The 24,317-nt window shown below is 42.8% G+C and carries 26 protein-coding genes and 2 pseudogenes; 20 read left to right on the top strand and 8 right to left on the bottom strand.

The window, feature by feature from the left end:
- The first annotated feature begins 331 nt into the window (after positions 1 to 331).
- From FU659_RS29235 to FU659_RS29220, 4 genes are all read left to right on the top strand, one after another.
- On the top strand, positions 332 to 1,483 hold the full coding sequence (locus FU659_RS29235; RefSeq protein ID WP_147950799.1) for an epoxide hydrolase family protein: 1,152 nt from the start codon (positions 332 to 334) through the stop codon (positions 1,481 to 1,483).
- 394 nt (positions 1,484 to 1,877) lie between these two features.
- Positions 1,878 to 2,321: a class I SAM-dependent methyltransferase gene (locus FU659_RS29230; RefSeq protein WP_261808127.1), complete on the top strand. Its 444-nt coding sequence runs from the start codon at positions 1,878 to 1,880 to the stop codon at positions 2,319 to 2,321.
- A gap of 503 nt (positions 2,322 to 2,824) precedes the next feature.
- Entirely contained in the window at positions 2,825 to 3,733 is a 909-nt protein-coding gene (locus FU659_RS29225) for a GNAT family N-acetyltransferase (RefSeq protein WP_147950798.1), read from the top strand.
- A 251-nt stretch (positions 3,734 to 3,984) separates the two neighbouring features.
- Entirely contained in the window at positions 3,985 to 4,593 is a 609-nt protein-coding gene (locus tag FU659_RS29220; protein WP_147950797.1) for a hypothetical protein, read from the top strand.
- A gap of 265 nt (positions 4,594 to 4,858) precedes the next feature.
- On the opposite strand, the gene spoVB is transcribed toward FU659_RS29220, so the two are convergent.
- The 3 genes and pseudogenes from spoVB to FU659_RS29210 form a co-directional block, all read right to left on the bottom strand.
- Entirely contained in the window at positions 4,859 to 6,409 is a 1,551-nt protein-coding gene (gene spoVB, locus FU659_RS29215) for a stage V sporulation protein B (protein WP_147950796.1), read from the bottom strand.
- Between the two features lie 233 nt (positions 6,410 to 6,642).
- Positions 6,643 to 6,765: a hypothetical protein gene (locus FU659_RS39055; RefSeq protein ID WP_397356801.1), complete on the bottom strand. Its 123-nt coding sequence runs from the start codon at positions 6,763 to 6,765 to the stop codon at positions 6,643 to 6,645.
- Positions 6,759 to 6,966, bottom strand: a pseudogene (locus tag FU659_RS29210) (IS110 family transposase); the annotation flags it as partial. The pseudogene FU659_RS29210 and the gene FU659_RS39055, both read right to left, overlap by 7 nt.
- 144 nt (positions 6,967 to 7,110) lie before the next feature.
- Between FU659_RS29210 and FU659_RS29205 the strand changes: the two are divergent.
- Positions 7,111 to 7,602 carry a GNAT family N-acetyltransferase gene (locus FU659_RS29205; RefSeq protein WP_261808126.1) on the top strand — a complete coding sequence of 164 codons (492 nt, stop codon included), beginning with the start codon at positions 7,111 to 7,113 and terminating at the stop codon, positions 7,600 to 7,602.
- A gap of 416 nt (positions 7,603 to 8,018) precedes the next feature.
- On the opposite strand, the gene FU659_RS29200 is transcribed toward FU659_RS29205, so the two are convergent.
- The gene (locus FU659_RS29200; protein WP_147950808.1) at positions 8,019 to 9,371 is read right to left on the bottom strand and encodes a catalase; all 1,353 of its coding nucleotides are present in this window, start codon (positions 9,369 to 9,371) and stop codon (positions 8,019 to 8,021) included.
- A 212-nt stretch (positions 9,372 to 9,583) separates the two neighbouring features.
- On the opposite strand from FU659_RS29200, the gene FU659_RS29195 reads away from it, so the two are divergent.
- Both FU659_RS29195 and FU659_RS29190 read left to right on the top strand, forming a co-directional pair.
- A complete protein-coding gene (locus FU659_RS29195; protein ID WP_147950795.1) occupies positions 9,584 to 9,739 on the top strand; it encodes a stalk domain-containing protein in 156 nt (51 codons plus the stop codon).
- A 5-nt stretch (positions 9,740 to 9,744) separates the two neighbouring features.
- Positions 9,745 to 10,077: an ankyrin repeat domain-containing protein gene (locus FU659_RS29190; RefSeq protein ID WP_147950794.1), complete on the top strand. Its 333-nt coding sequence runs from the start codon at positions 9,745 to 9,747 to the stop codon at positions 10,075 to 10,077.
- Between the two features lie 264 nt (positions 10,078 to 10,341).
- On the opposite strand, the gene FU659_RS35940 is transcribed toward FU659_RS29190, so the two are convergent.
- Entirely contained in the window at positions 10,342 to 10,488 is a 147-nt protein-coding gene (locus FU659_RS35940; protein WP_187274476.1) for a hypothetical protein, read from the bottom strand.
- 215 nt (positions 10,489 to 10,703) lie between these two features.
- Between FU659_RS35940 and FU659_RS29185 the strand changes: the two genes are divergently transcribed.
- The 5 genes from FU659_RS29185 (at position 10,704) to FU659_RS29165 (ending at position 16,937) form a co-directional block, all read left to right on the top strand.
- Positions 10,704 to 11,468, top strand: a complete 765-nt coding sequence (locus FU659_RS29185) for an SDR family oxidoreductase (RefSeq protein WP_147950793.1) — start codon at positions 10,704 to 10,706, stop codon at positions 11,466 to 11,468.
- A 917-nt stretch (positions 11,469 to 12,385) separates the two neighbouring features.
- Positions 12,386 to 12,886, top strand: coding sequence for a hypothetical protein (locus tag FU659_RS29175; RefSeq protein ID WP_187274474.1), 501 nt, complete (start codon positions 12,386 to 12,388; stop codon positions 12,884 to 12,886).
- A gap of 42 nt (positions 12,887 to 12,928) precedes the next feature.
- Positions 12,929 to 13,159: a hypothetical protein gene (locus FU659_RS35930; RefSeq protein WP_187274473.1), complete on the top strand. Its 231-nt coding sequence runs from the start codon at positions 12,929 to 12,931 to the stop codon at positions 13,157 to 13,159.
- A 214-nt stretch (positions 13,160 to 13,373) separates the two neighbouring features.
- Positions 13,374 to 15,983, top strand: a complete 2,610-nt coding sequence (gene ppsA / locus FU659_RS29170) for a phosphoenolpyruvate synthase (protein ID WP_147950791.1) — start codon at positions 13,374 to 13,376, stop codon at positions 15,981 to 15,983.
- 342 nt (positions 15,984 to 16,325) lie between these two features.
- Entirely contained in the window at positions 16,326 to 16,937 is a 612-nt protein-coding gene (locus FU659_RS29165; RefSeq protein WP_187274472.1) for a Yip1 family protein, read from the top strand.
- Between the two features lie 11 nt (positions 16,938 to 16,948).
- Here FU659_RS29165 and FU659_RS39050 read toward each other — a convergent pair whose 3' ends face one another.
- Entirely contained in the window at positions 16,949 to 17,143 is a 195-nt protein-coding gene (locus FU659_RS39050) for a helix-turn-helix domain-containing protein (protein ID WP_397356810.1), read from the bottom strand.
- Here FU659_RS39050 and FU659_RS37800 point away from each other — a divergent pair.
- Positions 17,052 to 17,372 (top strand): hypothetical protein, encoded by a 321-nt coding sequence (locus FU659_RS37800; RefSeq protein WP_261808125.1) that lies wholly within the window; start codon positions 17,052 to 17,054, stop codon positions 17,370 to 17,372. The genes FU659_RS39050 and FU659_RS37800 overlap by 92 nt on opposite strands.
- 641 nt (positions 17,373 to 18,013) lie before the next feature.
- Here the strand turns inward: FU659_RS37800 and FU659_RS29155 are convergent.
- Complete coding sequence (locus FU659_RS29155; RefSeq protein ID WP_147950788.1) at positions 18,014 to 19,141, bottom strand: AbrB family transcriptional regulator; 1,128 nt, start codon at positions 19,139 to 19,141, stop codon at positions 18,014 to 18,016.
- A complete protein-coding gene (locus tag FU659_RS29150) occupies positions 19,141 to 19,869 on the bottom strand; it encodes an MBL fold metallo-hydrolase (protein ID WP_147950787.1) in 729 nt (242 codons plus the stop codon). Before FU659_RS29150 ends, FU659_RS29155 begins: the two co-directional genes overlap by 1 nt.
- A 151-nt stretch (positions 19,870 to 20,020) precedes the next feature.
- Between FU659_RS29150 and FU659_RS29145 the strand changes: the two genes are divergently transcribed.
- The 7 genes and pseudogenes from FU659_RS29145 (at position 20,021) to FU659_RS29120 (ending at position 24,059) form a co-directional block, all read left to right on the top strand.
- Entirely contained in the window at positions 20,021 to 20,926 is a 906-nt protein-coding gene (locus FU659_RS29145; protein WP_187274470.1) for a TetR/AcrR family transcriptional regulator, read from the top strand.
- Between the two features lie 140 nt (positions 20,927 to 21,066).
- Positions 21,067 to 21,222 (top strand): annotated as a pseudogene (locus tag FU659_RS29140) (ArsR family transcriptional regulator); the annotation flags it as partial.
- Between the two features lie 243 nt (positions 21,223 to 21,465).
- Positions 21,466 to 21,600 (top strand): hypothetical protein, encoded by a 135-nt coding sequence (locus FU659_RS37795; RefSeq protein ID WP_261808124.1) that lies wholly within the window; start codon positions 21,466 to 21,468, stop codon positions 21,598 to 21,600.
- Positions 21,601 to 22,044: 444 nt separating this feature from the next.
- Positions 22,045 to 22,446: a DoxX family protein gene (locus FU659_RS29135; protein ID WP_147950784.1), complete on the top strand. Its 402-nt coding sequence runs from the start codon at positions 22,045 to 22,047 to the stop codon at positions 22,444 to 22,446.
- Positions 22,447 to 22,518: 72 nt separating this feature from the next.
- A complete protein-coding gene (locus FU659_RS29130) occupies positions 22,519 to 22,935 on the top strand; it encodes a VOC family protein (RefSeq protein WP_147950783.1) in 417 nt (138 codons plus the stop codon).
- A 242-nt stretch (positions 22,936 to 23,177) separates the two neighbouring features.
- Positions 23,178 to 23,519: an ArsR/SmtB family transcription factor gene (locus FU659_RS29125; protein WP_147950782.1), complete on the top strand. Its 342-nt coding sequence runs from the start codon at positions 23,178 to 23,180 to the stop codon at positions 23,517 to 23,519.
- A 27-nt stretch (positions 23,520 to 23,546) separates the two neighbouring features.
- The gene (locus FU659_RS29120) at positions 23,547 to 24,059 is read left to right on the top strand and encodes an SRPBCC domain-containing protein (RefSeq protein WP_147950781.1); all 513 of its coding nucleotides are present in this window, start codon (positions 23,547 to 23,549) and stop codon (positions 24,057 to 24,059) included.
- The last annotated feature ends 258 nt before the right edge of the window (positions 24,060 to 24,317 follow it).

Genomic DNA, 24,317 nt, shown 5'->3' with positions numbered 1-24,317 from the left:
TTTTTCACCTATCAAATAGTATAGTTGGTTGCTTCATTTATAACAGTGTAGCATACAAGTTCAAAGGTTATAATTAGATTGTGAATCAACCCAAAATGAGCAGCTGAAGGACAACATTCCATAGGTGCATCCTGTGTCATTTGGGAGGGGAAAAGGGTGAATATGGATATCCGCTTGTGCGATCATAGCTTTTTACAAGTTTCGGAAGTCGATATCCTAAGATATGTTCCCGCCTACGCTTTAATTATAACCGATGTATAGGCCACATTTTCCACGACAGCTGCTCAAACTGTCAAGATTGAACGATTAAGATTAGTGGGAGGAAATCATTATGGCTGTTGAACGTTTTCAAATCCAGGTATCCGATGAAGTGCTTGACGATCTACAATACAGACTGAATCACATCCGCTGGCCGGATCAATTAGAAGATTCCGCTTGGAAACAAGGCACAGAATTACGTTATTTACAATCGCTCGTTGCCTATTGGCGAGACCATTTTGACTGGCGTGCACAAGAAGCGAAATTAAACCGCTTTGCTCAATTTCGCAGTACTGTCGACGGCATAGATGTTCATTTCGTGCATGAGCGCGGTAAAGGACCTAATCCGTTGCCCATCATTCTTACCCACGGCTGGCCGGACAGTTACCTGCGTTACCAAAAGATTATCCCATTTCTTACTGATCCCACTGCCCACGGTGGTGACCCTGAGGACGCTTTTGATGTCATTGTCCCTTCGCTGCCAGGGTTTGGCTTCTCTAGCCGTCCTGATCGTGGCGTCAACAATTTTCATGCCTCCGAGATGTGGGCTAAACTAATGACACAAGAACTTGGCTATAACAAATTTGCTGCTGCAGGCGGGGATATGGGCTCCGGTGTTACCAGATATCTTGCGGCGAACCATCCAGAACTGCTTGTCGGAATCCACTTAACCGATATCGGGATTATTAGAGATCTCATGACGGCACAAGATCCGGCGAGGCTCTCAGAGGAAGAACTGCAATATAAGAAGAAGGCTCAGGAATGGCTTGCTCTTGAAGGCGGCTATATCTCCATTCAATCGACAAGACCCCAGACTCTTGCCTACGGACTGTCCGACTCGCCAGCAGGTCTGGCTGGTTGGTTGATTGACAAATTCCGTGCATGGAGTGATTGTAAGGGGGACCTGGCGCAACGATTCAGCGAGGATGAGCTGCTCACGCATATTATGATCTATTGGGTTACCAATACTATAGGATCAACAGCCCGTATGTATTATGAGAATTCACATTCTTTGCCGCCTCTGGGCCGCATAGAGGTACCGACAGCCGTCGCTCTTTTCCCGGCAGATATATTATTGCCACCCAAAGAATGGGCTGTACGCAACCTGAATATTACGCGCTGGAATGCAATGACCCGCGGTGGCCATTTTACTGCTCTGGAAGAGCCGGAATTGTTTGTTAAGGACATCCGCGAATTTTATAGATCTTTTAGAACAATAAATTAACGGATGTGTTGATTAACCAAATTATGTAGCTCAAAATAGCCTGTCAGGTCTAAATTTTCCGCTTATCCTCTTTAAGTAAGGAATTGATGTCACAGGGTCGCGTTTCGAAAACGTTGAGGATGTCCAACTGGATCATTCCAAGCAATATCAATTGATAGTGGTTGGGGTGAAAAATTTATCAAGTTAGCTGTTCGATTCAAAGCTAAACGGGCAGGATAAAAAAGATGCCAATAGATTAATGAGAGAAAAACAAGGTTGTCTCCTCCATTCATACAGAGGTTTTGTTTTTCCATAAGCACTAATAAGAATGTGGACTAAATGCTAAGGCTTCGATAGAATTTCATTCTATATTGTTGTATTCAGGATTTTATTAAGGCAGATTGGAGAGGTAATAATGGGAAATACGGATAAGTTTGAAATGATAGCTAATAGATATGACACTTCTGAAAGAATTCAAATTGCAAAGGTATCATCTGATGCCATTCGTGAATATTTAGTTGACGCTAATAGTAAGAATGCTATTGATTTTGGGTGTGGAACTGGTCTTGTCGGAATGAACTTATTAAACGATTTTAATTCTATGCTTTTTCTAGATACTTCACAAAACATGATTAATCAAATAAAGCAAAAAATTTCTGATCTTAATATTCAGAATGTAGATACATTATGCTTTGATTTTGAAAAGGAAGGTCTATCGGATTTACATGCTGACTATATTTTCATGGCTCAGGTTCTACTCCATATTAATGATGTTGAATCAGTTTTATCAAGATTATTTGATGTTCTAAATGAAGGCGGGCATTTACTAATCGTAGATTTTAATAATAATGAAAAGTAGTTTCAGATATAGTTCATAACGGATTTAATCAAGTAAAGCTAACTGACATTATGACTAAAATAGGGTACAGGAATATTCAATCCAAAACTTTTTATAATGGAAGTAAAATATTCATGGGACATGATGCATCTATGTTTATTTTTGATTCTCAAAAATAAACTTTTAGGCGGTGAGATAGCGAGATCAAAAAAAGGGCCACCCGTAAAGGATGGCCTTTAAACTTGCCGTTACAGACAACGCGGAGAACCGTTCCATAGATGACTGGTGAGGTCATTATGCTAACGGCGAACGAGAGTTATATATAAAAATAAAAGATACTACATGACTGCAGAGATAATTACTGGCAGCCCTTATTACGTTAACGGGCAGGTTAACGTGGTACCACCGCCTACGTAGTACTTGGGACAGAATAGTTCAAGTCTTCTATAATCAAATATTACCAACCCCAAATAATGATTTAATGGTAGAATATTACATGGGGATGGTGAAAGGTGGTTAGTGTCATGAGCGTAGTAGTCCGTAGTTTTACAAAGGATGATATACAGAAGACAGGGGAGTTATATCAAGCCGTTACTACTAAATCTAATTCTGTTTTCTGGTGGGTTGGGGAAGAAGATAATTGGTCGAATGTGTTCATAGCGATTGATGGTAGACAAATCATAGGAAAAGGGCAAGTCAGTATAGTTTCTACAATACAAAAAGGCAGTTCATTAGAACACAAGCACTATATTTATTTAAATCTAAAAACCCTACCAGAAAGAGAAGACGACTACCTCCTCTATGACCTTCTATATGAGCCGTTGTTAAGTAGGGCATTTGAGTTAAAACAAACATTATCCAATGAGTATAAAACGATGGTTGGCATAGGAAACAAAGTGACGGAAGGGGTTAACAACAACTATTTCAAAGCAAAAGGGTTCATGTACTGGAAGAGTTTGTACACGATGCGTAGAAGCTTATCTCAGCCAATCGAACTCTCAGTTGTTAATTTACCTTATCTCTGTAATCAATGGGACATGTCTTTGGAGGATAGTGTAGATGAATACTTAAAAGTCGACATGGAAATTTGGCCTGAGGCCCCAATTGGAATCAAGCAGTTTATGGATAACCAGAACCATACTGCGTGGACTGCATTTGTTGTAAGAGAGAATGGCGTCTTAGTGGGAAGTGTTATGACTTGGATTGATGAAGATGGAGATGGAATCATTGAAGATGTCTTTGTTAGAAAGCCTTGGCGGAAACAAGGCCTTGCAACGCATTTACTCTCACAAGCGATCATATATCTCAAAAATAATGGTTGTTCGTTCGTAGAACTGCAGGTGGAAACGGCAAACAAATCAGCTTTATCTTTGTATCATACTGTTGGGTTCAAAGAAGAATCAGAAGAAGTACGTTATCATCGAGAACTTTAAAGTATTAAACTAACGCTGAACGATAGCTCAGAATATAACACGCGGTTGCCGGCATGGATCGGCAGCCGCGTTGTGCTAGCGTGCAGTAGAGCGTGGTTGATACTGCCCGTGGTTAGGCCGTTAAGAGTTATTCTTAACCTGATGATACCATAGTGCAGGATAGTTCATTACTTCGCCGAATATCTTCAATATCAGATATTTACAAAATTGATGTATTTTTGAGTGATATTGTTTACCAAGAGGTGTGAAGGATGTTAAAAGAAATTCTTTCTCAAGATCCTAGCTTGTTTATTGAAGATGCAAAGAATTATTTTATGAACTTTCAGACAAAACTTATTACTGGAACAATATTCTACTCTATGTATGAGTATGAAAATTTCATGCAAATATATCGAACTAATAAGAATCAATACAGCAATTTGCTAGAAGCCTTTGTTTCATTGTGGGCTAATTCACTTATTGATGTTGAAGAATGGCATAATTATTATGAACCAAGTTATGAGTTTGCGAACGATGTAATTACGAATTTTTTTCTAAGAGATATAAATGAATATACATATCGAACAGGAACAACAGAGTCATTATCAAATTATATTAATCAAAGTGTACAAAGAAGGTTAGATAAAGTTTCAATATATCGAGAGAATAATCCCTTGATTCAATATGATCAAGCGTACCCAAATTCAATTCCGGGAATTTATGTAAATCGATTAATTGTTGATGAGAGGAATTATACCTTTAGTATAGGATCTGGAGTCCTCCAAGCAGAAGAGCTATGGTTTTATGATAACTGGGCAGGGTATAAACAAATACTTCTGGAAACAGAAGATGAATACATGTTCTTAATAGAAAGCATTTGAGTAACAAAATTTGATAACAGGGCCTGTTAGCATGATGGTGGAATTATCATAGTTAATTCAGCTCCCTCGGGGAACTATAGCTCAATTAATAACTAATACGCGGCTGCCGATAAACACCATTCTGTGACAACTATGTTCAATTCAGAAGAGAAAATTATTCAGTGGTAATGAGCAAAGCAATAAATTAACATGGAAAAAAACATTACGCTATAAGCCAGCAGCGAAAAACAGCCGATCATGGCTGCTTTTTCTTTTTCAAGTAAACTTACCATGGAATCGAAAATCTGTGGCGCGTACTTTTCCAATTCAATGTACCCGTCAATACGAGTGCGGCGAAATAGAGAAACAAGGAACAGACGATTGAAGTGATTACGCACCATAACTGCGGCATACCATGGCTGGCAACATAGTTATAGGTCCAGTGTCCGCATATCGCCATCAGCATCATGCAGATCCCAACTTTGACATAAGGACGAATACTCCAATAAAATCCGATCGAGCTTGAGATGGAAAAGAAGTTCAGCAGTGTTTGCACCACAATGCCGATACCGATGCCGTACGCAACGCCAATAATACCAAATTGGCTGCCGAATACGAAGATCGAGACACCCTTGAATACGGTGGCTATTACGTAATTCCACAGCGTAGCTTTCGCGCGGCCGAGCCCGAGCAGAATCGCATGAAGCGGAGCGTCGAAATAATGCAGGAAAAACATCGGCGCCAGTATTTTCAGAAGCAATCCTGCTTCAGGCGCATTATAGACAAGTGTCGTTAGTGGAGTTGCCCACTCGTACAGGATAACGGTCGCCGGCGCGCCGATCAGGAGTCCCAAGTTCATAGCCTGATTCATCCGCTCATGTATAAGCAGACTGTTCTTGTTCGCCGCTGCCTCGCCAATCGCAGGAATGAGAGCGGTTGACAAGGACTGCGTGATAAAGCTTGGCATGAACAGCAGCGGAAACGCATAGCCGGCCAGCTGGCCGAATTGCTTCGTGGCTAACGCCGTGCCGATGCCGGCCAGCGCTAGGCTGGTTGTAATAAGAAGCGGCTGGAAGGTGCTGTATAACGAATGAATGACTCCGTGCCCGGTCGTCGGCAGTCCGATTTGCAGCAGCTCGCCGAGTGTGCTTCTTCCTTGTTTCAGGTGGCTTGCCCAAGTCTCGCCCGGCATCTTCGATTCACCGTATAGCTTGTAGCTTGTCACCAGGAATAGGAGGCTGATCGCTTCGCTGACAACAGAGGCAGCCATTGCTCCAGCAGCCGCATAAGCGACGCCGTATGGCAGCAATAGGTGGACCAGCGCAAGTACACAGGCGATTTGCACCGTATGCTCTAGCACATCGGAAGCGGCAATGGTCTTCATCTGCTGCATGCCGCGGAAATATCCCTTTAATACGGCGGAGACAGCGACGATCGGCGCGATCGGCGTAATCGCCAGCATCGCATAATAAGCGCGTTGATCGCTTAGCAGAATGGATGCGATCCACTCAGATCCAAGTAACGATATGGTCGTGAGCGCTACGCTCAAGACGCCCGTGACAGCGAGCGAGACATGCAGGATGCGCCTCACTTTCATCCGTTCGCCGCGAGCGAGGGCCTCTGCGACCAACTTTGAAATTGCCACCGGCAATCCAAGCTCCGTAATCGTAATGACGAGCGGGACGAGCGGATGCGCCATCATCAAGATGCCGATTCCCTCTGCGCCCAGTACGCGAGCGATAAACATGCCGCTGATAAAACCGAGAATACGGTTGATGAAAGCAGCGACAGACAAGACCAGCGTACCTCTCATGAACGATTGCCCGTGTTGTGACATGACTTGTGTCCTCCTGTTTATCGAATACTTAAATGTATTCAAAAATTGGAAAAGCATGCGAACAAGCCGGTGTTGATGTCATTTTTGGACATGTGATCGCGCAAAGCGGCGCAGCGGCTTTATCTCTTTAACTTTTCTTCTCGGCGATAGTATTCTATTGTTTGTTCATGGCTTGATTGTGTTGGTGGTTGAATATTTTAACAAGGATTAGTGCCAAGTCATAGTGCCACTTGTTACGCTAAACGGAAAACGATACATGAAATACCGCAGGCAGCTGAGGCAGCCTGCGGTATTTCATTGTGATCTTCCTCACCGTCTGCGATGGCATGTAACATGTCCTTAGACAAAACTCCCATAATATCTGAAACAACAGAGCCCAGTTTGATGTTTGCTCCTTCTAGTACTTTTTTTATTCGATTATGTTGCCTTGCACGCTCTTCAATGATGCTTCGGCGATAACGAACTAATTCACTTAATTCTCGTTGAATTCGGTTTGGAATAAAACTAGCTTTCAGAAGTCCATGGCGTAGAAGCAGTGCGATCCATTCAGCACCTTTTTTGAGTTCACCAGAGTGATATGGAATACAATTTCTACGATAATTTTACAAAAAGAAAATGTAGAATTAATAAAATCCACCAAGTCCTTTTATATACTTAAATAGTTTGATATAGCGAAATAAAAGGACTAGGTGGTAGATGTAATGTTAAAAAAACGTGATTTGCACGAATGCCATTCACTGTATAACTTAATGATGGATCCTGCAGTTTTTCCTTACATTCGTTATAAATGCCAATTTTATGAAGAATATTTATTCATAACCAAACAGTTGATCGTTGAAGAAGAACTGGAGACATGTATTTCTAGAACAATTCTTAACGAGATGGGACATCCCATTGGTACCATTGAACTATATGATATAGTTAATAAAACAGGCTTCTTGGCCACATGGATTGGAACTCCTTATTTTGGAAAAGGTTATAACAAACGAGCTAAGGAATCCTTTTTTACTGAACTATTTCTTGAACATAATATCGAAATAGTATTTTTGAAGATCCGAAAACAAAATATTCGATCGAAGAAGGCGGTAGAAAAACTACCGTATGCCAAATTAGCAAATGATATAAACTATCAAATATATAAATCGTTAAATAATACGCAACAGATCTATGATTGTATCAAGTGGAACGGTTAGGCTTTTTAAAAGCAGTAGAGTCATGCAACATGAGGTTGCTACGTAACAAACTTTGCAAAAAACTGTCTTCAAACAGACTGAACTGACGAACTTCCGAATGTACAGGTCTAAAGTTAGAACATATGTACTATCAAACGATGGGGATACGATGATAAAACCTAAATAAAAGCTATTCAGTGTTGCCTCCGTTGACTAAACACAGAGAACAGACTTGTCATCCGACAGTGAAAGCCACCATAGAAAAGCGTATTATATAACAGATTAATAGACATATGTATAAAATACAGAACTGGGGCGCTCTTATTATAAATGAAAACTCCAAGGCCATCCGTAAAGGATGGCCTTAAAACTTGCCTTTATTGACAACGTGGTGAACCTTATCACGAGTAAGGCAATTTTTTGCTCAATGCGATTCCTTATGAAGATTGGATCTTTCGGGCGACACGTTCCCCAAGCTCGGATGACGCCTGGTACAGATAGCTGAGCACGATGTTTTGCGTTTCGGGGGATATGCCGGCAAGATCGACGGCCAGGTTATCTACCAAGTGTTCTTGCTGCAATGGGGCAAGAGCATGATAATACTGACCGGCTTGCGCGAAGTCGTCTTGCTTGGGCAGGTCGGATCGCACGAGGCGTCCTTCCACGAATCTCCCGTTGCCGCTGGTCACAAGGGAATCAGGCGTCCAGTTCTGCTGATGATTAATCGGAATCTTGCGGAAATCCGGACCAAGCCGCCGGCGCTGCGAATCCCAATAAAGATTTGCACGCCCCTGTAGTATCTTATCGTCCGACAACTCTGTGCCTTCTAGCAGGTTGGAAGGGGAGAAAGCCAACTTTTCTACTTGCTCTATATAATTATCTGGATTGCTATTTAATACCAATCTCCCGACTGGCAGTAAGGGATATTGCCGCTCATCCCATACCTTTGTACTATCCAACGGATCATAAGGGAGAAAGGACTCGTCTTGGGGGTTCATCAGCTGCACGTATAGCCCATATTCAAACGTTTTGCCCGCGTTCAGCGCATCGAATAAGTCCTTGCCGGCATAATCCGGATTCTCGCAAGCGAGCCGGGCTGATTCTTGACGGTCAATATACTGCACACCCGCTAGAGGCATCCAATGATATTTCACGTAAGTGCGGACACCTTGCGCGTTTTTCCAGACGTATGTATTTACGCTGTGGCCTGGGATGTTGCGAAGACTCTTGACAGTGCCCGCGTCGGAGTAGAGCCGGACGAGAAAGCTTGTGCATTCCGGTGCTCGGGCGACGAAGCTCCAAAATCGTTCCGGATCGATGAGATTGTTGACGGGCGACGGCAGGAAGGCATTGATAAACTCGGGAAAGCGGATGGCGTCTCTGACGGCGAACACGGGGATATGGTTACAGACAAGATCGAACACCCCATGATCCGTATAGAACTTGGTGGCGAGTCCGCGCACGTTACGGGAAGTATCCGGCGTGCCTTTGTTGCTGACGGCTAAGGAGAATCTTACTGCGACAGGGACCTGCTGACCCGGATTTTGCAAGAAACAAAGCTGCGTGTAAGCCGTCATGGCATGTACGGTCTGAAAGTATCCGAATGCGCCATATCCTTTGGCATGCACGGGCCTTTCTAACAATTTCGAATGGATGAAAGTCTCCAGCTTTTCATGCAGCACGTTGTCCTGTTCCAATACAGGGCCTCGTTCGCCCACAGTCTGCGAATGAAAAGCAGCCGAAGTATCTCCGGACCATTTGTTAGGGTGAGTTCCTTTGTTCTCGTTCATCATTCAACCTCCCATACCGGCATGCGAATATGACAGTGCGGCGTCCAACGAGTTGACCGTGATTGGATAGTTGTTTAATCGAATCACAACAACTCCCCTTAAGAATGGTAGTGGCACAATGTTTTTAAATATAATGCACATATATGAATTTTTAGAACAAGGGGGACTTTAGGTGAGCTTGCATTTTCTGATCTAGACATAATACAGGGGAATTGTTAAGTGAAAAGATTTCGTTACTTTCGAAAATTGATTATGTTTTTAAGATCGACTGGGATGAGGCGACTCAGACGATAACAGGAACGAAGAATGGATTGCAGATTAGGATGACAGTGAATTCGACGAAGGCAACAATTAATGGAACGATTTAGAGCAAGTGAAGTATTGGTTAAATAACGGTGGAGGGCCAAATTTTAAAAATAAAAATGACGGTCTAACGACACTTAGCTTTGCAATAAAACCAAACAACGTCGAAATGCTTAAGCTTCTCTTGAAATCCAGTGCTGATCCAAATCAAAGTTTAGTAGGGTTCGGCGACTTTCTAAGGCCGTTAGACTCCGCAGTCATCGATAAAGGCCCGAGGATTGTCCAACTCTTAGTCGATTACGGAGCGGACGTTCATCATACAACCAGAGAAGGTACAGCTCTGGATACAGCTAAGAATCTGCTAAAGAAACAAATGAATGATACTGATAAAACTAAACCTTGAGGAGATTGTGAAAATTCTTGAAAATGCGATGAAGTCAAAATAGACCGTTAACCTGCTCCTTTCAACTCTAATGGAGAACAATAATTGAATAAAGTAACGAAAGCCAGGAACATTGTTTTTATGTTCCTGGCTGCTTGGAATGTTCGCATAAATCCGTCTCATTAATTTCAGAAGTTATTTTGACCGATCGGATATAACAGGAAAGTGGCCCAGTGCGTATCCTTCGACACAATAGAATAACCGCCATCTTTGAAGCTTAGCGAATTACGGTTCATCAATATATTCTTCTTCGCTCGGAATGCTGTTCAACATATTTTTATCTTTTTGATTCTGATCTTGCTCGGTATCGCAGTTAACAATACACTTCATTATTTCTTCGGAGTTGTCTTGAATGTTAGTGTACTCAACCATGCATGTACCTCCTTTCATCGAAATTAGATTTTCCAATATCAAGAAAATTATTCGAGTAGTGATTTGGATGCTTCAATTGAACGGGCAGGATGATTTAAGATTAACCATGGAAAAGCCTACCAATAGCCATCCCCTTGTAACTGAATGAGAGAGCAACATTTCAAATGTTGTCCTGTGATATAACTATATTTGAATTCGGATAAGGAGATGAAAGCATGAGTAAGTTGGAAGGTAAAATCGCTTTAATAACCGGAGCGAGCCGAGGAATTGGCCGCAGCATCGCATTGCGTCTGGCAAAAGAGGGCGCATTTGTCGTCGTGCACTATGGAAAAAGACGAAATGAAGCGGAGTCAGTCGTTCACCAGATCGAGCAAAGCGGAGGTAACGCGTGCGCGATTGGTGCTGACTTGAGCACTCTCGATGGCATTCATGATTTATTTGCGGTACTGGATGATGACATTCGGGAACGTACAGGCGGCAGTGGATTCGATATTCTTGTTAACAATGCTGGAATCGGTCAAATAATTAGCCTAGAAGAGACAACTGAGGAATCTTTTGACGAGGTGATGAAGGTTAACGTCAAAGCACCGCTTTTTGTTACCCAACAAGCTTTGCCACGTCTAAAAGACGGGGGGCGCATTATTAATATTTCATCCTTTGTGACGCGCGTAGCCTCTCCAAGTGTGTTCACCTACAGCATGTCGAAAGGGGCCATCGACACATTTACGAATCTTCTGGCTAAACAACTGGGTAGCCGCAATATTACGGTAAACGCCATCCAGCCCGGCATTATTAACACAGAGATGAATGCCGGGACGTTGCAAGATCCCCATGGACAAAAATATGCTGCCGGTCTTTCAACCTTCAACAGATGGGGAGAACCCGAGGATATAGCGGATATTGTTGCCTTTCTCGCTTCGTCGGACAGCCGTTGGGTAACCGGTCAATTGCTCGACGCAAGCGGTGGATCTCACCTATAAGTAAAAATATTAGATGAATCCCAAACTTTACGTTCATTTCACTATTACAGTCCACCCCATTTAAGGGATGAAACAGAGTGTTTCATGCAAGTATGCTTGTATTATTGATCGAGCTCCCATGAAAAATAAAACTGTAGTCACTGAAAAAGACAATAGTAAAGAAGACGCAGCTCATTCATTTTTTAAAAAGGGTGGAGCGCCTGAAATAAAGAGGTACTGGTTTCTTTAAAGAATTAGGAGACTGCTGAAATGGTCACAGAATAACCCAAGTTTTCTAGTCGTCGAACTGCGTACTTTACAATAGATTGTTGCTTTTGTTTGTCAAAATAGTCTTCACATAAGTCTACGTACATTTCCTTACGAGTTAAAAGATAGAAGGCAATTCGCAACATAGCATGAGCCACAATGATGGCTGCTCGTTTTTTACCTTTCCGTGCTGCTGTACGTTTATACATGGCGCCGAGATAGTTTTTTGACACTGCAATAGAATGGGCTGCTTCAACTAAGGCAGATTTCAGCTAAGATTTGTTCCGCAATTCGAGTGGCTATACCAGGAATAGAATCTAGACGCTCGATGTCGTCATGGAAAGGGGTTACCCTTATAGCACTTCCTGATCTAGCATCTCGATCTGTTCACATAAGAAATCAATGTGAGTTAAAATCGTCTTTATCATGAGGCGTTGGTGAGGGATGATGAGGACCTCTTGTTGATGATGTAATGAGTGGTCAAATGGAGGTTGGTTATTTTATTGCGGCAATGAAACGATCTGGGATTGACCAGGATCCATTGGTAAAGATGTGGGATTGATGAAGAGTATGGATTATGTATTTTGTTTCACCTAGAAGGATAGAAGAGTAATGATAAGGATATTTAGTTACTTAAAGACACCACACTGGTGTCTTTTTTACATTAAGTTTTGATAAAGTCACAGGAGATTAAAACTTATTGTCGAAAAGAAAAAACTACTCTTGAAAACATAGGTGATTTAATGAGCTGGGACGTAATGTTTATGAAGCTTCCTTATAAAGTAACAAAAGTCGAAGAGATAAACGAAGATATCATCCAAGTGATTGGCGATAGAAAAGAAATCGTTGTTATCCTTAATGAAATATTCCCTGATGTTGATTTCACTGATCCCTCATGGGGAGGTCTAGACAGAGAGGGATATTCCATTGAATTTAATATCCCCGAGGAAGTAAATGTTACTGCTGTTACACTACATGTAAGGGGAAACAATGAGTCGATAAGGGCGCTCAAAGAGATTCACGACAAGACTGGGTGGACAGCTATGGACGAGACTATTATAGATTTTTCAAGCAATCCAGAACGTGGATTGGAGGAATGGAGAAGTTATCGAGATCATGTGGTTAGAATCGCTATTAAGAAAAATAAGAAATGGTATGAATTTTGGAAATGAATACTTTGAGTAAAGGAATGAAGTATACAAAAATACAAACAGATGATAGAGACTAATAACTCCAAGGTAATATTTATAAATGATGGTTTAATAAATATCGCTGAAAGAACGAGAAAGTATTACGATTTATTAATAGGTGAGATTCTTAGTGATCATATAGTTAGGTGGCATACCTTTTATCTAAGTGAGAATTTGAAAGAGATTCTTGTTGATGATGTAATAACGGGTGACAACATAACATTAGATGAGTGGAGAAAACATGGAACTCAATAATTAGTGGAGTGATCATGATAGCAGGGAAACAAAAAAGAACCTGATAGTTGTATCAGGTTCTTACATATTGCATATAAACAGACACGATGATATAATCGGATTACGACTTTTTAATTTACATGAGCATAATTGTTGTATCTTACACTTTAAATGTACCATGCCGGTAAGCTCTTGTCAAATGTTTTCTCAATTTATTGGTGAGGAGAGATGTTGAATGAGTACTTTGGTTCTCGATTTTCAGGAAATGGAAAAAACGCAGCTTTGGCTCGTTGGCGGAAAAGGGTTGAATTTAGGGGAATTATCAAAAATTCAAGGGATACAAGTACCGGAAGGATTATGTGTTACAACAGTGGGGTACCAAAAAGCCATCGAACAAAACGAAACGTATCATGTTTTGTTGGATCGACTAACCATGCTAAAAGTAGAGGATCGAGACCAAATTGGTGAAATCAGCAGGAAGATTCGACAAATCATTAAGGAAGTAGAAATCCCTTCCGATGTTGTGAAAGCAGTTGCTCACTATCTCTCCCTATTTGGCGAGGAACATGCTTATGCAGTGCGTTCTAGCGCGACTGCTGAAGATTTGCCGCATGCTTCTTTTGCCGGCCAACAAGATACCTATTTAAATATCATCGGCAAAGATGCGATCTTGCAGCATATCAGCAAATGTTGGGCTTCCCTGTTCACGGAGCGCGCGGTAATCTACCGTATGCAGAATGGATTCGATCACAGGCAAGTTTATTTATCCGTTATCGTTCAAAAGATGGTTTTCCCGCAGGCTTCAGGGATTTTATTTACCGCTGATCCCATTACTTCTAACCGAAAATTGCTATCCATCGATGCCAGTTTTGGACTTGGAGAAGCTCTGGTCTCCGGCTTGGTATCTGCCGATTGTTATAAAGTGCGGGAAGAGGAAATCGTCGAGAAGAGGATCGCAACCAAAAAATTGGCTATCTATGGACGAAAAGAAGGCGGAACAGAGACAAAGCAGATCGACCCTGATCAGCAAAAGACTCAAACACTTACTGAAGAGCAAATTTTACAGCTGGCACACATCGGAAGACAGATAGAAGCTTATTTTGGTTGCCCGCAAGATATCGAATGGTGTTTGGGCCATGATACATTTTATATTGTCCAGAGTCGGCCAATCACGACTTTATACCCCATCCCTGAAGCCAATGATCAAGAAAATCACGTCTATCTATCTGTTGGTCATCAACAAATGATGACAGATCCCATAAAACCATTGGGATTGTCTTTTTACCTGTTAATTACTCCTGCACCTATGCGTAAAGCCGGTGGGAGGTTGTTTGTTGATGTTGCACCTAGGCTGGCTACACCTGTCGGTCGGGAAACTTTATTAAATACCGTGGGATCCGATCCGCTCATAAAAGGCGCACTCATGACCATAATAGAGCGAGATTTTATAAAATCGTTACCAGATGATAGAAAAGAACTGAGTCCCGTTAATAGCAGTAAAGGTAGGTCGTCTGCAGGTTTTCAAGCACAAATCGAAAACGATCCGGCAATCGTTTCTGATTTGATTAAGAACAGTCAAACATCGATAGAAGAATTAAAACAAAACATCCAAACGAAATCAGGAGCAGATTTATTTGATTTTATTCTAGAAGATCTCAAGGAATTAAAGAAGATCTTATTTGACCCACAAAGTTCAAAGGTTTTTATGACTGCTATGAATGCTTCGTCATGGATCAATGAAAAAATGTACGAGTGGTTAGGTGAAAAAAACGCAGCAGATACGCTTTCTCAATCTGTACCAAACAACATTACTTCGGAAATGGGTCTGGCGCTATTGGATGTCGCAGATGTGATTCGTCCTTATCCGGAAGTAATTGATTATTTACAACATGTAAAAGATGATAATTTTTTGGATGAACTGGTTAAGTTTGATGGTGGACAGGAAACTCAAGACGCTATCTATGCTTATCTCAACAAATACGGAATGCGATGTGCCGGTGAAATCGATATTTCGAGAACTCGTTGGAGTGAAAAACCAATTACACTTGTCCCCATGATTCTCAGTAATATCAAAAACTTTGAGCCTAATGCTGGCAATCGGAAATTTGAGCAAGGGCGACAGGAAGCTTTAGAAAAAGAACAAGAGTTATTAGATCGATTGAAGCAATTACCGGATGGTGAACAAAAAGCTGAAGAGACAAAACGAGTGATCAGCTTAATCCGGAATTTCATCGGTTATCGTGAATATCCAAAATACGGCATGATTAATCGCTACTTCGTTTATAAGCAGGCTTTACTGAAAGAAGCCGAACAACTCGTACAAGCTAGCGTTATTCATGAAAAAGAAGATATATACTATCTCACTTTTGAAGAACTTCACGAAGTCGTACGCACAAATAAACTGGATTATCAGATCATCAGTAAACGAAAAGACGATTACAAATTTTTTGAAAAACTAACTCCCCCACGTGTAATCACGTCTGATGGTGAAATCATTGCGGGTGAGTACAAACGAGAAAATCTGCCAGACAAAGCGATTGTAGGTCTACCTGTTTCTACCGGAGTTATAGAGGGACGAGCACGTGTCATCTTAAATATGGAAGATGCTGATCTGGAAGATGGAGATATATTAGTCACCGCCTTTACTGACCCTGGCTGGACATCATTGTTTGTATCCATTAAAGGCCTGGTCACCGAAGTTGGCGGACTGATGACCCATGGAGCCGTTATCGCTCGTGAATATGGCTTGCCAGCAGTTGTTGGAGTGGAAAATGCTACCAAGCTGATAAAAGACGGGCAACGAATTCGCGTGAATGGAACAGAAGGGTATATCGAAATATTGTAATGGCTGAATAGGTCAAGTAAGATCCTCTGTCATAATGGACGGCATTAAATGCAACCTGTCATGGATAAAAGGGCGGTTACCCTGTTCGTCCTTTTATCTCCCCATGTTAGTAAGGTTGAATGTTCTACTTATCTAACCTACACAATGCCAATTTATGACAGGCAATGTGTGGGTTTCTTCGATTTTGGGTAAATACAGCAGCGATCGATTAAGAGCAATCTTTCATTCAAATCCACTCAAGGGTTGCCTATGTAGTAGTGATATTTTTGTATAAAAAAGGTATTCGTGGTTGAATTGTGTAATAAGTATAGGAAGGTATCAGAAATGATGAGGAGCAGCATAATGGGGAGATTAGGGGAGAATTATGCATTCGCAATCTGGGTTAAACCGCGGCAAACTATAAGGAACATAATCAATGAGAGAATAGATCGATTATCCGTGATATTAGCAGTTTTAGTCGGAATTACTCAGACATTATTGTTACTAGATCATAAATGGAATCAAATGAGTATTTTCAATATTTTTTTAATCGGACTGGTTTTAGGTGCAATCGGTGGTATCTTATTTATGTATATAATTGGTGCAGCATTCACATGGACAGGGAGGATGGTTGGAGGAAAAGGTAGCTTTCGTGAAGTAAGATTGGCTTTAATTTGGGGGAATGTTCCCCAGATCTATTTCTTCATATTGAGAGTTATTCATCTTGTATTAATAGGAGATGTAGACTCTGTCTTCCCTATAACTCCATTCATTAATCATAGTAATAGCTTGATACTTATCTTTGTTTTACTAGAATTTATAATTGCAATTTGGAGTATAGCTATCAATCTAAAAAGTCTCGGAGAAGCCCATCAATTTTCTGCTGCTAAGGCTCTTCAATGTGTTTTATTGCCTAGCTTTATTATTGTTATGTTGTTTACTATTTTCATAGTAGTCCATGGTCTCATGACTTAATCTATCATGCTTTAGCCTTGATTGAGCTTCCTATAAGAAGTAGGAGACATAAGGAATCGTGCTTGAAATACGCGAGAAAAGGTTGAAAAGGAAGTAAATCCTACTTCAAAGCATATGGAAGTTACGGTTTCATTGCTGGAAATCAACAGACTGCAAGCGTGTGATATTCTTATTTTCTCTAAAAAGCTATGGAAATTGTCTCCGATAAAATGTTTAAACGAAGAACTAATATGCGGAACGCTTAAATGGAAGCGTTCTGCTATCGTTTCAAGCTTAATGTCTTCGCAAAAATTTTGGTATACATATAAAATGATCTCCCACATTATGCCCTTTTTTGGGACAGGCGTAATATGGGTTTCTTTGTCTTTAGAATTGAAGCAGCAACGATCCAGCAAGATCAAAGCTTCCGTTAATTTAGTGATAAACAGCAGTTGACCCCAAGATCGATTGTTTTGGATTTCCTTCCTCATACATCTTCACGAAAATCGTTAACATTCTGCTCGGAGAACGCCTCCTCTAACTGGTAGAAGGGTTGCCTGTCTATCCCTGCACGCAGCAATTAGCCATGGAGATTGGTAGACTCATCAGAGCTCAAAGTTCCGTCGTATAACACCGTATTCTCGCTGCGGGACTGTCGCCCCTTGATCTGCCCGAAGATATAATTCGAGGAAATGTAATCAGGCAGACAACGCTACCTGGCTAAGTGGCGGAGCCACCCAGTCGCTACGCTCCTTTAAGCCTTTCGGGTTCGTGAATACAAGAACTTTAGTAAAATCAGTCGAAAAACATGAAAATAATAAGGAGATTCTGATGATAATCATGATTACTTGTGAATAAAAATTCGATGAAATAAACAAATTATTACTTGAACCATTCTTTAAAGGTTGGTCATTTCCTTATGAGGGAAAGTACATTAAACCGTTTAAGATTAGACGTCCCATATCGACCAAGATGACCGGCGCAGCTCGGTGAATCGGGCTGATAGTTAAAAACAGGGGCGGCAACCGCAATCGCCCAGCTCTGGCCGTTCTCATCTTATTCCTGCTTTGGTTAAAAATAAGGTTTCTTGCATGCAACTACTGGGCCGATCTATTTTCCTTCAGCACCAACCGGAAGACCAACCTCAGAAGAGGCGGCACCGCAAAAAAGATAAACAACGTTCGGAACAACTGATAACAGGTAATCACCGATAAATCTCCGTTCACTTCCTTGGCAATGAACGCCATCTGATCCATGCCGCCCGGCGAAAGACTAAGAAATGACGTGACTATAGTGATGTCATGCAGCCGAGTCAACAGCAGGCTCAACAAGATCGAGCACCCGATCAGTGCCACCCCGTTCAAGAGTGCGAGCAATATGATTTTGAGCTTGTTCTTCAAGTTTTCTGGCTTCAGCAGCAACCCAATGTAGCTCCCCATCATTAACTGCGACAGGTTGAGCACGAACGTCGGCAACGAATGACCTTCATAACCTGACAAATTAAGCAGCATTGTGCCGATCATTGGCCCAAGCAGAAATGCCGTCGGGAACTTGATTTTTTGGCCGATGAGCGCTAACAGTACGCATACGACTGCGAATAGCCAGATATGCTGGAACAACGCTGCATACCCCCCAGATCTGGCTGCAGCAGCGACTGCGGCGCCTTGGCTGATTGTAACGTGAAACAGCGGGCTGAAGATGAGCAGCGGTACGCAGAACATGATCATGATCAGCCGGGATACCTGCAAAAAGGTAACAATCGTCAGATCGATGCCCTTCACTTCCTCAGCCACCGAGACCATCTGGCTGAGCCCTCCGGGAATGCTTCCCATAAGCACGGTCGGAAAAGGAATGCCGGATAGCAACGAGATGATGAATGCAATGCCTCCGGCGCACACGAGCAAAAGCGCCGTAAACAGAACCATCGTCGGCAACTGATGCCCGATTTGCACCAGGGTCGACGCGGTGAACGATAGCCCCAACGTGTAACCGATGATGATCATCCCGGTATTGCGGATCTGTGCGGGCCAGTAGAGCATAATGCCCCTAAATACTTTGGAGCCGATCAAGACGAAAACCATCGACCCCAATAGCCAAGGAATCGGCATGTGGATCAACTGAAAGAAGAAGCCCCCCAAAACTGCAATGGCGCAAGCCGTTAAAAACCGGATCCACTTGCTCTCTTTCCAGGATAAACTTTGGTGTGAATGCCCGTCGCCGTCCATTACAGGCTCTCCGTTAACTCGTCAATCGCTGTTTTGACATCGCCTTGAAATAAGCCTCCGTGATAGCAAATCACATTGTCGACCGGATAAGCCTTGAATTTGAGAAGCGACTCAAGGGCCGTCTTCATATCAGGCGTAACTGCCGGATTGGGACCTTGGAGCTTCCCGTTCTCATAGACCATCGCATCTCCGGCAATGAGGGTTTTGCTGGGCTCATGGTACAAGGAGATATGACCCGGCGTATGTCCGGGCGTATGAATGACTATAAGTCCGCCGCCGAAAGGCAGCTTCTCCCCGTCCGATACCAGGCGGGTCACATTTTTTACTTTTCCCGAAAAGGCGGTCTCAAAAGCGGAAGCTAGGCCCTGCGGCAGAGACGCAATCAACCCTTTCTTAAACTCCTCGCTTAACTTGATCATCGGCTTCAATCCGTCGATATAAGGCTGGTCATCCGCATGCGCATATACGTCCAGGCTTTTGCCTTTGAACTCCGGCAGGCCGCCCACATGATCGATATCCTGATGGGTTAGAATAATGGAATGAGGTGCCGTTGGATCGATGCCTGCTTGGGTCAAAAGCTCCGTAATAGGTCCGTAACTACCAGGCATTCCTGTATCTACCAATACGTAAGCGTGCTCGTCGCGGATGACCACCGGGTTGATAACCATTTGGTTCGCGCCCATCTGAAGGGTAACCTCCAGCATCTCAATATGTTCATTAATTTTCATGTTGTGCCAAAGCTTAGTGCTCTGGCTCACCTCCCTTATATTTTATAACAAAAAAACTTACGAGTTCATTATATGACTTTATAGTTTTTTGTGTCAATTCCTTTATTGACCATTAGGTTAGGACATGTCAGAATGTGTAGAGGTGGTAAAGATGGAACAATTTAAAAGACGACAAATCGTCGAAACGGCAATGCGCATTTTCAAGGGAAAAGGATATTTCGCAGCCTCCATGCAGGACATCGCAGAAGCTTGCGGCATGGCCAAAGCGAGCATCTACAAAGTTTTTCCCTCGAAGGAGGATTTGTTTACCGGGATCTTCGTTGAGGTACACCGGACACTATTCGATGAAGCTCAAGCACTTGACCGCACGCTAAGGTTAGAGGGGCATCCTCCTAAGGAAAGTTTGCGCCGCAAGATCGCATTTCAGCTGCAATTTATGCTCGAAAACTACTTTTTCACCAGTGAATTCAAGGATTTGCCAATCATAAGCAACGAGAATTTTCTGAATGAATGGCGTAAAAAACGAGCCACTCTGCTTACCATGCACTACGACTGCTTCTATGAAGCGTATGGCGAGCCCATTGCCCCCTATCTCGGAGATACCGTGGCTATCTTTCGCGGCATGTTGAAAGAATATTTATCTCATTCGGTTAAAGCCGTGATCGCCGTCCCCATGAATGATTTGGCCGAATTCCTCGCGGATAGGATGGATGTAATCGTCGGCGATTTGATCGCAAGAAGAACGGAGCCAGTACTCAAGGCTTCGAGCGCTTATTTCAACGACATCAACCCGTTGGACGAGGACACCCGCAAGGCCAACCTTGAGGAGTTTCTGAAATTTGTTGTCCTCAAGATCGAGGAGCTGCCCCAGCCGATGCGCAGTCGGGAGGAGCTGCTCGAAGTAATCGATCTGCTACAGCGCGAGCTTGGACAACCTAAGCCGAATGGCACCCTCTTGCGGGTGTACATCACCTTCCTGGATGCCGTTAGCGATTTGAGACCTTATGTACACCAGCTCGTCCTTATGCTGAACCATGCGGCAATGCAAAATGATTAAATAATAGGGGTGCATTTATGAAAAAAGCCACGAAAACAATCATCATTACAGGGGAAATACAGGGCTGGGGTTTGAAACCAATAAATTGATGCATAATGGCTGGCATTGGAGGGAAGAAGATAATTAAAGAGCTTCCGGACATTGATCAACGGTCAGCGGCAGTTGATTTCTCCAAATATGAAGCTAAATTCAAAGCATTAGCTGATCAGAAAAGGCTTCAGATCATGTATGAGCTTACACAACGAGAAAACACCTGCGTATGTGACTTTGCCGACATTGTTGAAATGCAACATTCCACAGAAAGAAGAGGCTTTACTTTTTCTGACGGAATATATTTGAGAGTAGAATCAAGCAGTGGTCTAGTTATTTAAGGGGAATTATCCATAAATGGTTCGGTAGCCGCGTAAGTCGCGGTTTTTTTATTTTATGTGATTAAGTTCTTTTCAAAACTATGACAAGAACTTGATCACATTCCCGACGGATCCGGTTCATGACTTTTTGTAGGTAATGTTAAAAGTAAAGAAACTGTTAACAATCAATTGGCAATTCAAGAGATAACATTAATTGAGGCATTCAAACTTAGTTTACAAGAAGCGCATTCTTGGAGTGAAGATGCAGCATTGTTTTATATTTCAAGCGTTGATGATAGTGATGGAGACAAATCTGGTTCATAAGGTAAAAGAAGAAATTGGAATTTAGTTTTTTATTCCATCAAATCAAACAAAAAGCTCATTCTTACAATTCATGACAAAATAGTGGTTAACATATTGGAAAAAGATAACAAAGATAGGGGTACCGCCAACAAAACACGAAAAACGTACGCTAAGCGAAATTTTTATTCAAACAAGCTGGAAATTCCGTACGCCAAGGAAATTCGGCTTGTTTTGTACAATCCCGGCGGTATAATTCTTTGCCAACGGTCGCGTAAATGCAGAAATTAAGGCACCAATTCCCACATTAACCGGACTTGTAGTTGCAATTCGCTAGTTGATCATCTAATTGGACGGATGCAAGCAGATAATGCGGTCAAGGAAGTTAATATATTCCTTGACACGAATATTCCGTTCGGGGTATATTAAAAACAAGAAGACAAAATGTTAATTAAGGAGTGCTATCTAATGAAATGGACAGTGCGCATTCTGCAGGCATTAGTGGCGTTAGACTTTCTGTTTGCCGGAGCCTCGAAGATCTTCTCAAGTGCCGATCAAATCAGGGAGTTATTCACCGACAAGCTGGGTACGCCGGTCGCTTTGCTCTACACCGTCGGTGTTTTCGAAGCGCTGGCAGGGCTGGTTCTTATCGCCGGCTACCGCAGCCGTAAGGCGGCAGTAGCATCGATCTCCGTCATGATCGTCATCTTGATCGGTGCGACCGTGACGAATCTTGCCGCAGGTCTTATGGGGGATGCCATGCTCCCATTCGCGATCTTGATCGTTGTGGTCTTCCTCTTATACTTGAAGCGTGATGCGCTCAAGAGCATTCGTATGATGACCGGCGCAGATATTTCGGCTTCTAAGTAATTTAGCATAGGGATTTACCGCTTGGAAAAAGACTCTGAGCGGATTTTTATAAAATAAGATGAGGTGACCAAAATGGCTTACAAATCAACCCACACGTTCGTAAACCTGCCAGTGAAGGACTTGAACCGGACAAAGGAATTTTTCAGCAGTATCGGCTTTGAATTCAACCCCCAGTTCTCCGATGAAAATTCGGCATGCCTAGTAATCAATGACAACACGTGTGTACAGATGCTAACGGAGTCGTACTTCCAGACATTCATCAATAAGCCGATAGCTGATGCGACCAGCGCCGCTACTGGGATTATCGCGCTTTCCGCGAACAGCAGAGCGCAAGCGGACGAACTGGCGGACAAGGCGCTGACTGCGGGAGGCAAGCAGTCCAAAGAACCGGCGGACCATGGCTTCATGTACGTGAGAAGCTTCGAGGACCTAGACGGGCATCTGTGGGAAATTGCCTATATGGACATGGGGGCTTTCTCTCAGGAGTAAACATTTCGGTTAAAGGCTAAGCGATACAATCGCTTAGCCTTTAACCGTGTGTCACGCATGGCGATTAACAAGGAGATCAAAGAAAAATGGTATATCAGTTCAACACACTCACACATTATAATCAGAATTGATTGAACAAATGACCGAAGAACTAAGGCAGATGCCTTAGTTTGAGTGGCTTGATGGACTTAGTAAAAAGGGGAGGGTGAAGTTATTTAGACTAATTACATGAGGTGAGTAACATGTCAGGCAATAACCCGGTCATGGAGATGACGACCCTGATCGCTTTAGCCGAACCTAATCGTATGCGCATCGTTGAACTCTTGCGTGAAGGTCCTCTGACTGTGGGGGAAATTGCCAACCAGTTGGGGCTTCGCCAGCCACAAGCCTCTAAGCATTTGAAGATGCTTAGTGACTATGGGATTTTGGAAGTGAAGGCGGAAGCCAACCGCCGTATCTATAAGCTCCGGCTCGAGCCCTTCCAGGCGCTTGATTCTTGGGCGAGGTCCTTCACAAGAGTCATGGAAGACAGATTCAACAATCTGGAAGACTACTTGCGGGAACTGCAAAACAAGGAAAAATAAAATGATCATTAAAATGGAGGAATTACAATGTCAAACACAATAGTTTCGAGAGTTGAGAACGAAAGGGTGCTGGTGTTGGAGCGCGTTTTCGACGCACCACGCGATCTCGTGTTTAAGATGTTTAAAGAGCCTGAGCATCTCAAGCGTTGGTTTGGACCGAAGGGCTGGGAACTTCCGGTTTGCAACATTGATTTCCGTCCGGGTGGCGTTTGGCACTACTGCATGAAGTGTATCGATCAAAACCAAGGTCAATTTTACGGTATGGAATCTTGGGGCAAGGCGGTTTTTAAAGAGATTATCGAGCCGGAAAAGCTCATTTACACCGATTACTTCGCGGATGCCGATGGAAATACAAACGAGACAATGCCGTCGACTGAGGTTACGATTGAGTTCATTGATTTGGGCGGCAAGACAAAGCTGGTGAACAGTTCCGAATATGTATCCCCGGATGCCCTCAAGACCGTCATGGACATGGGCATGTTGCAAGGTATTACCGAAACGTGGAACCGTCTGGAAGATCTGCTGAACGAGGTCAAGTAAAAAAAGGGTTTTTCACACAACTAGCAAAGCATAAAACAACAAGCAGCCTCCATCGGATTCCAGGGAGGCTGCTTCTTCAATGTACGCCCAGCATGAGCGTCATCTTTAGGGTGAAAAAGTCCCGAACGGGGCTGGCGAGCGCCTACCGTTAGCCAAGGGCAAGACCCTCTATGTCAACATGGAATGTATGTTCGGTTTTATAGTTGGGAGTATCCTGTATTGTGTTCACGGAAAATATTATGCCGTTTTTTGGAAATG

This window comes from Paenibacillus sp. N3.4, assembly GCF_008017805.1.
Classification (GTDB): domain Bacteria; phylum Bacillota; class Bacilli; order Paenibacillales; family NBRC-103111; genus Paenibacillus_E.
The sequence above is the reverse complement of the archived record's forward strand: the minus strand, read 5'-3'. Positions and strand labels throughout refer to the sequence as shown.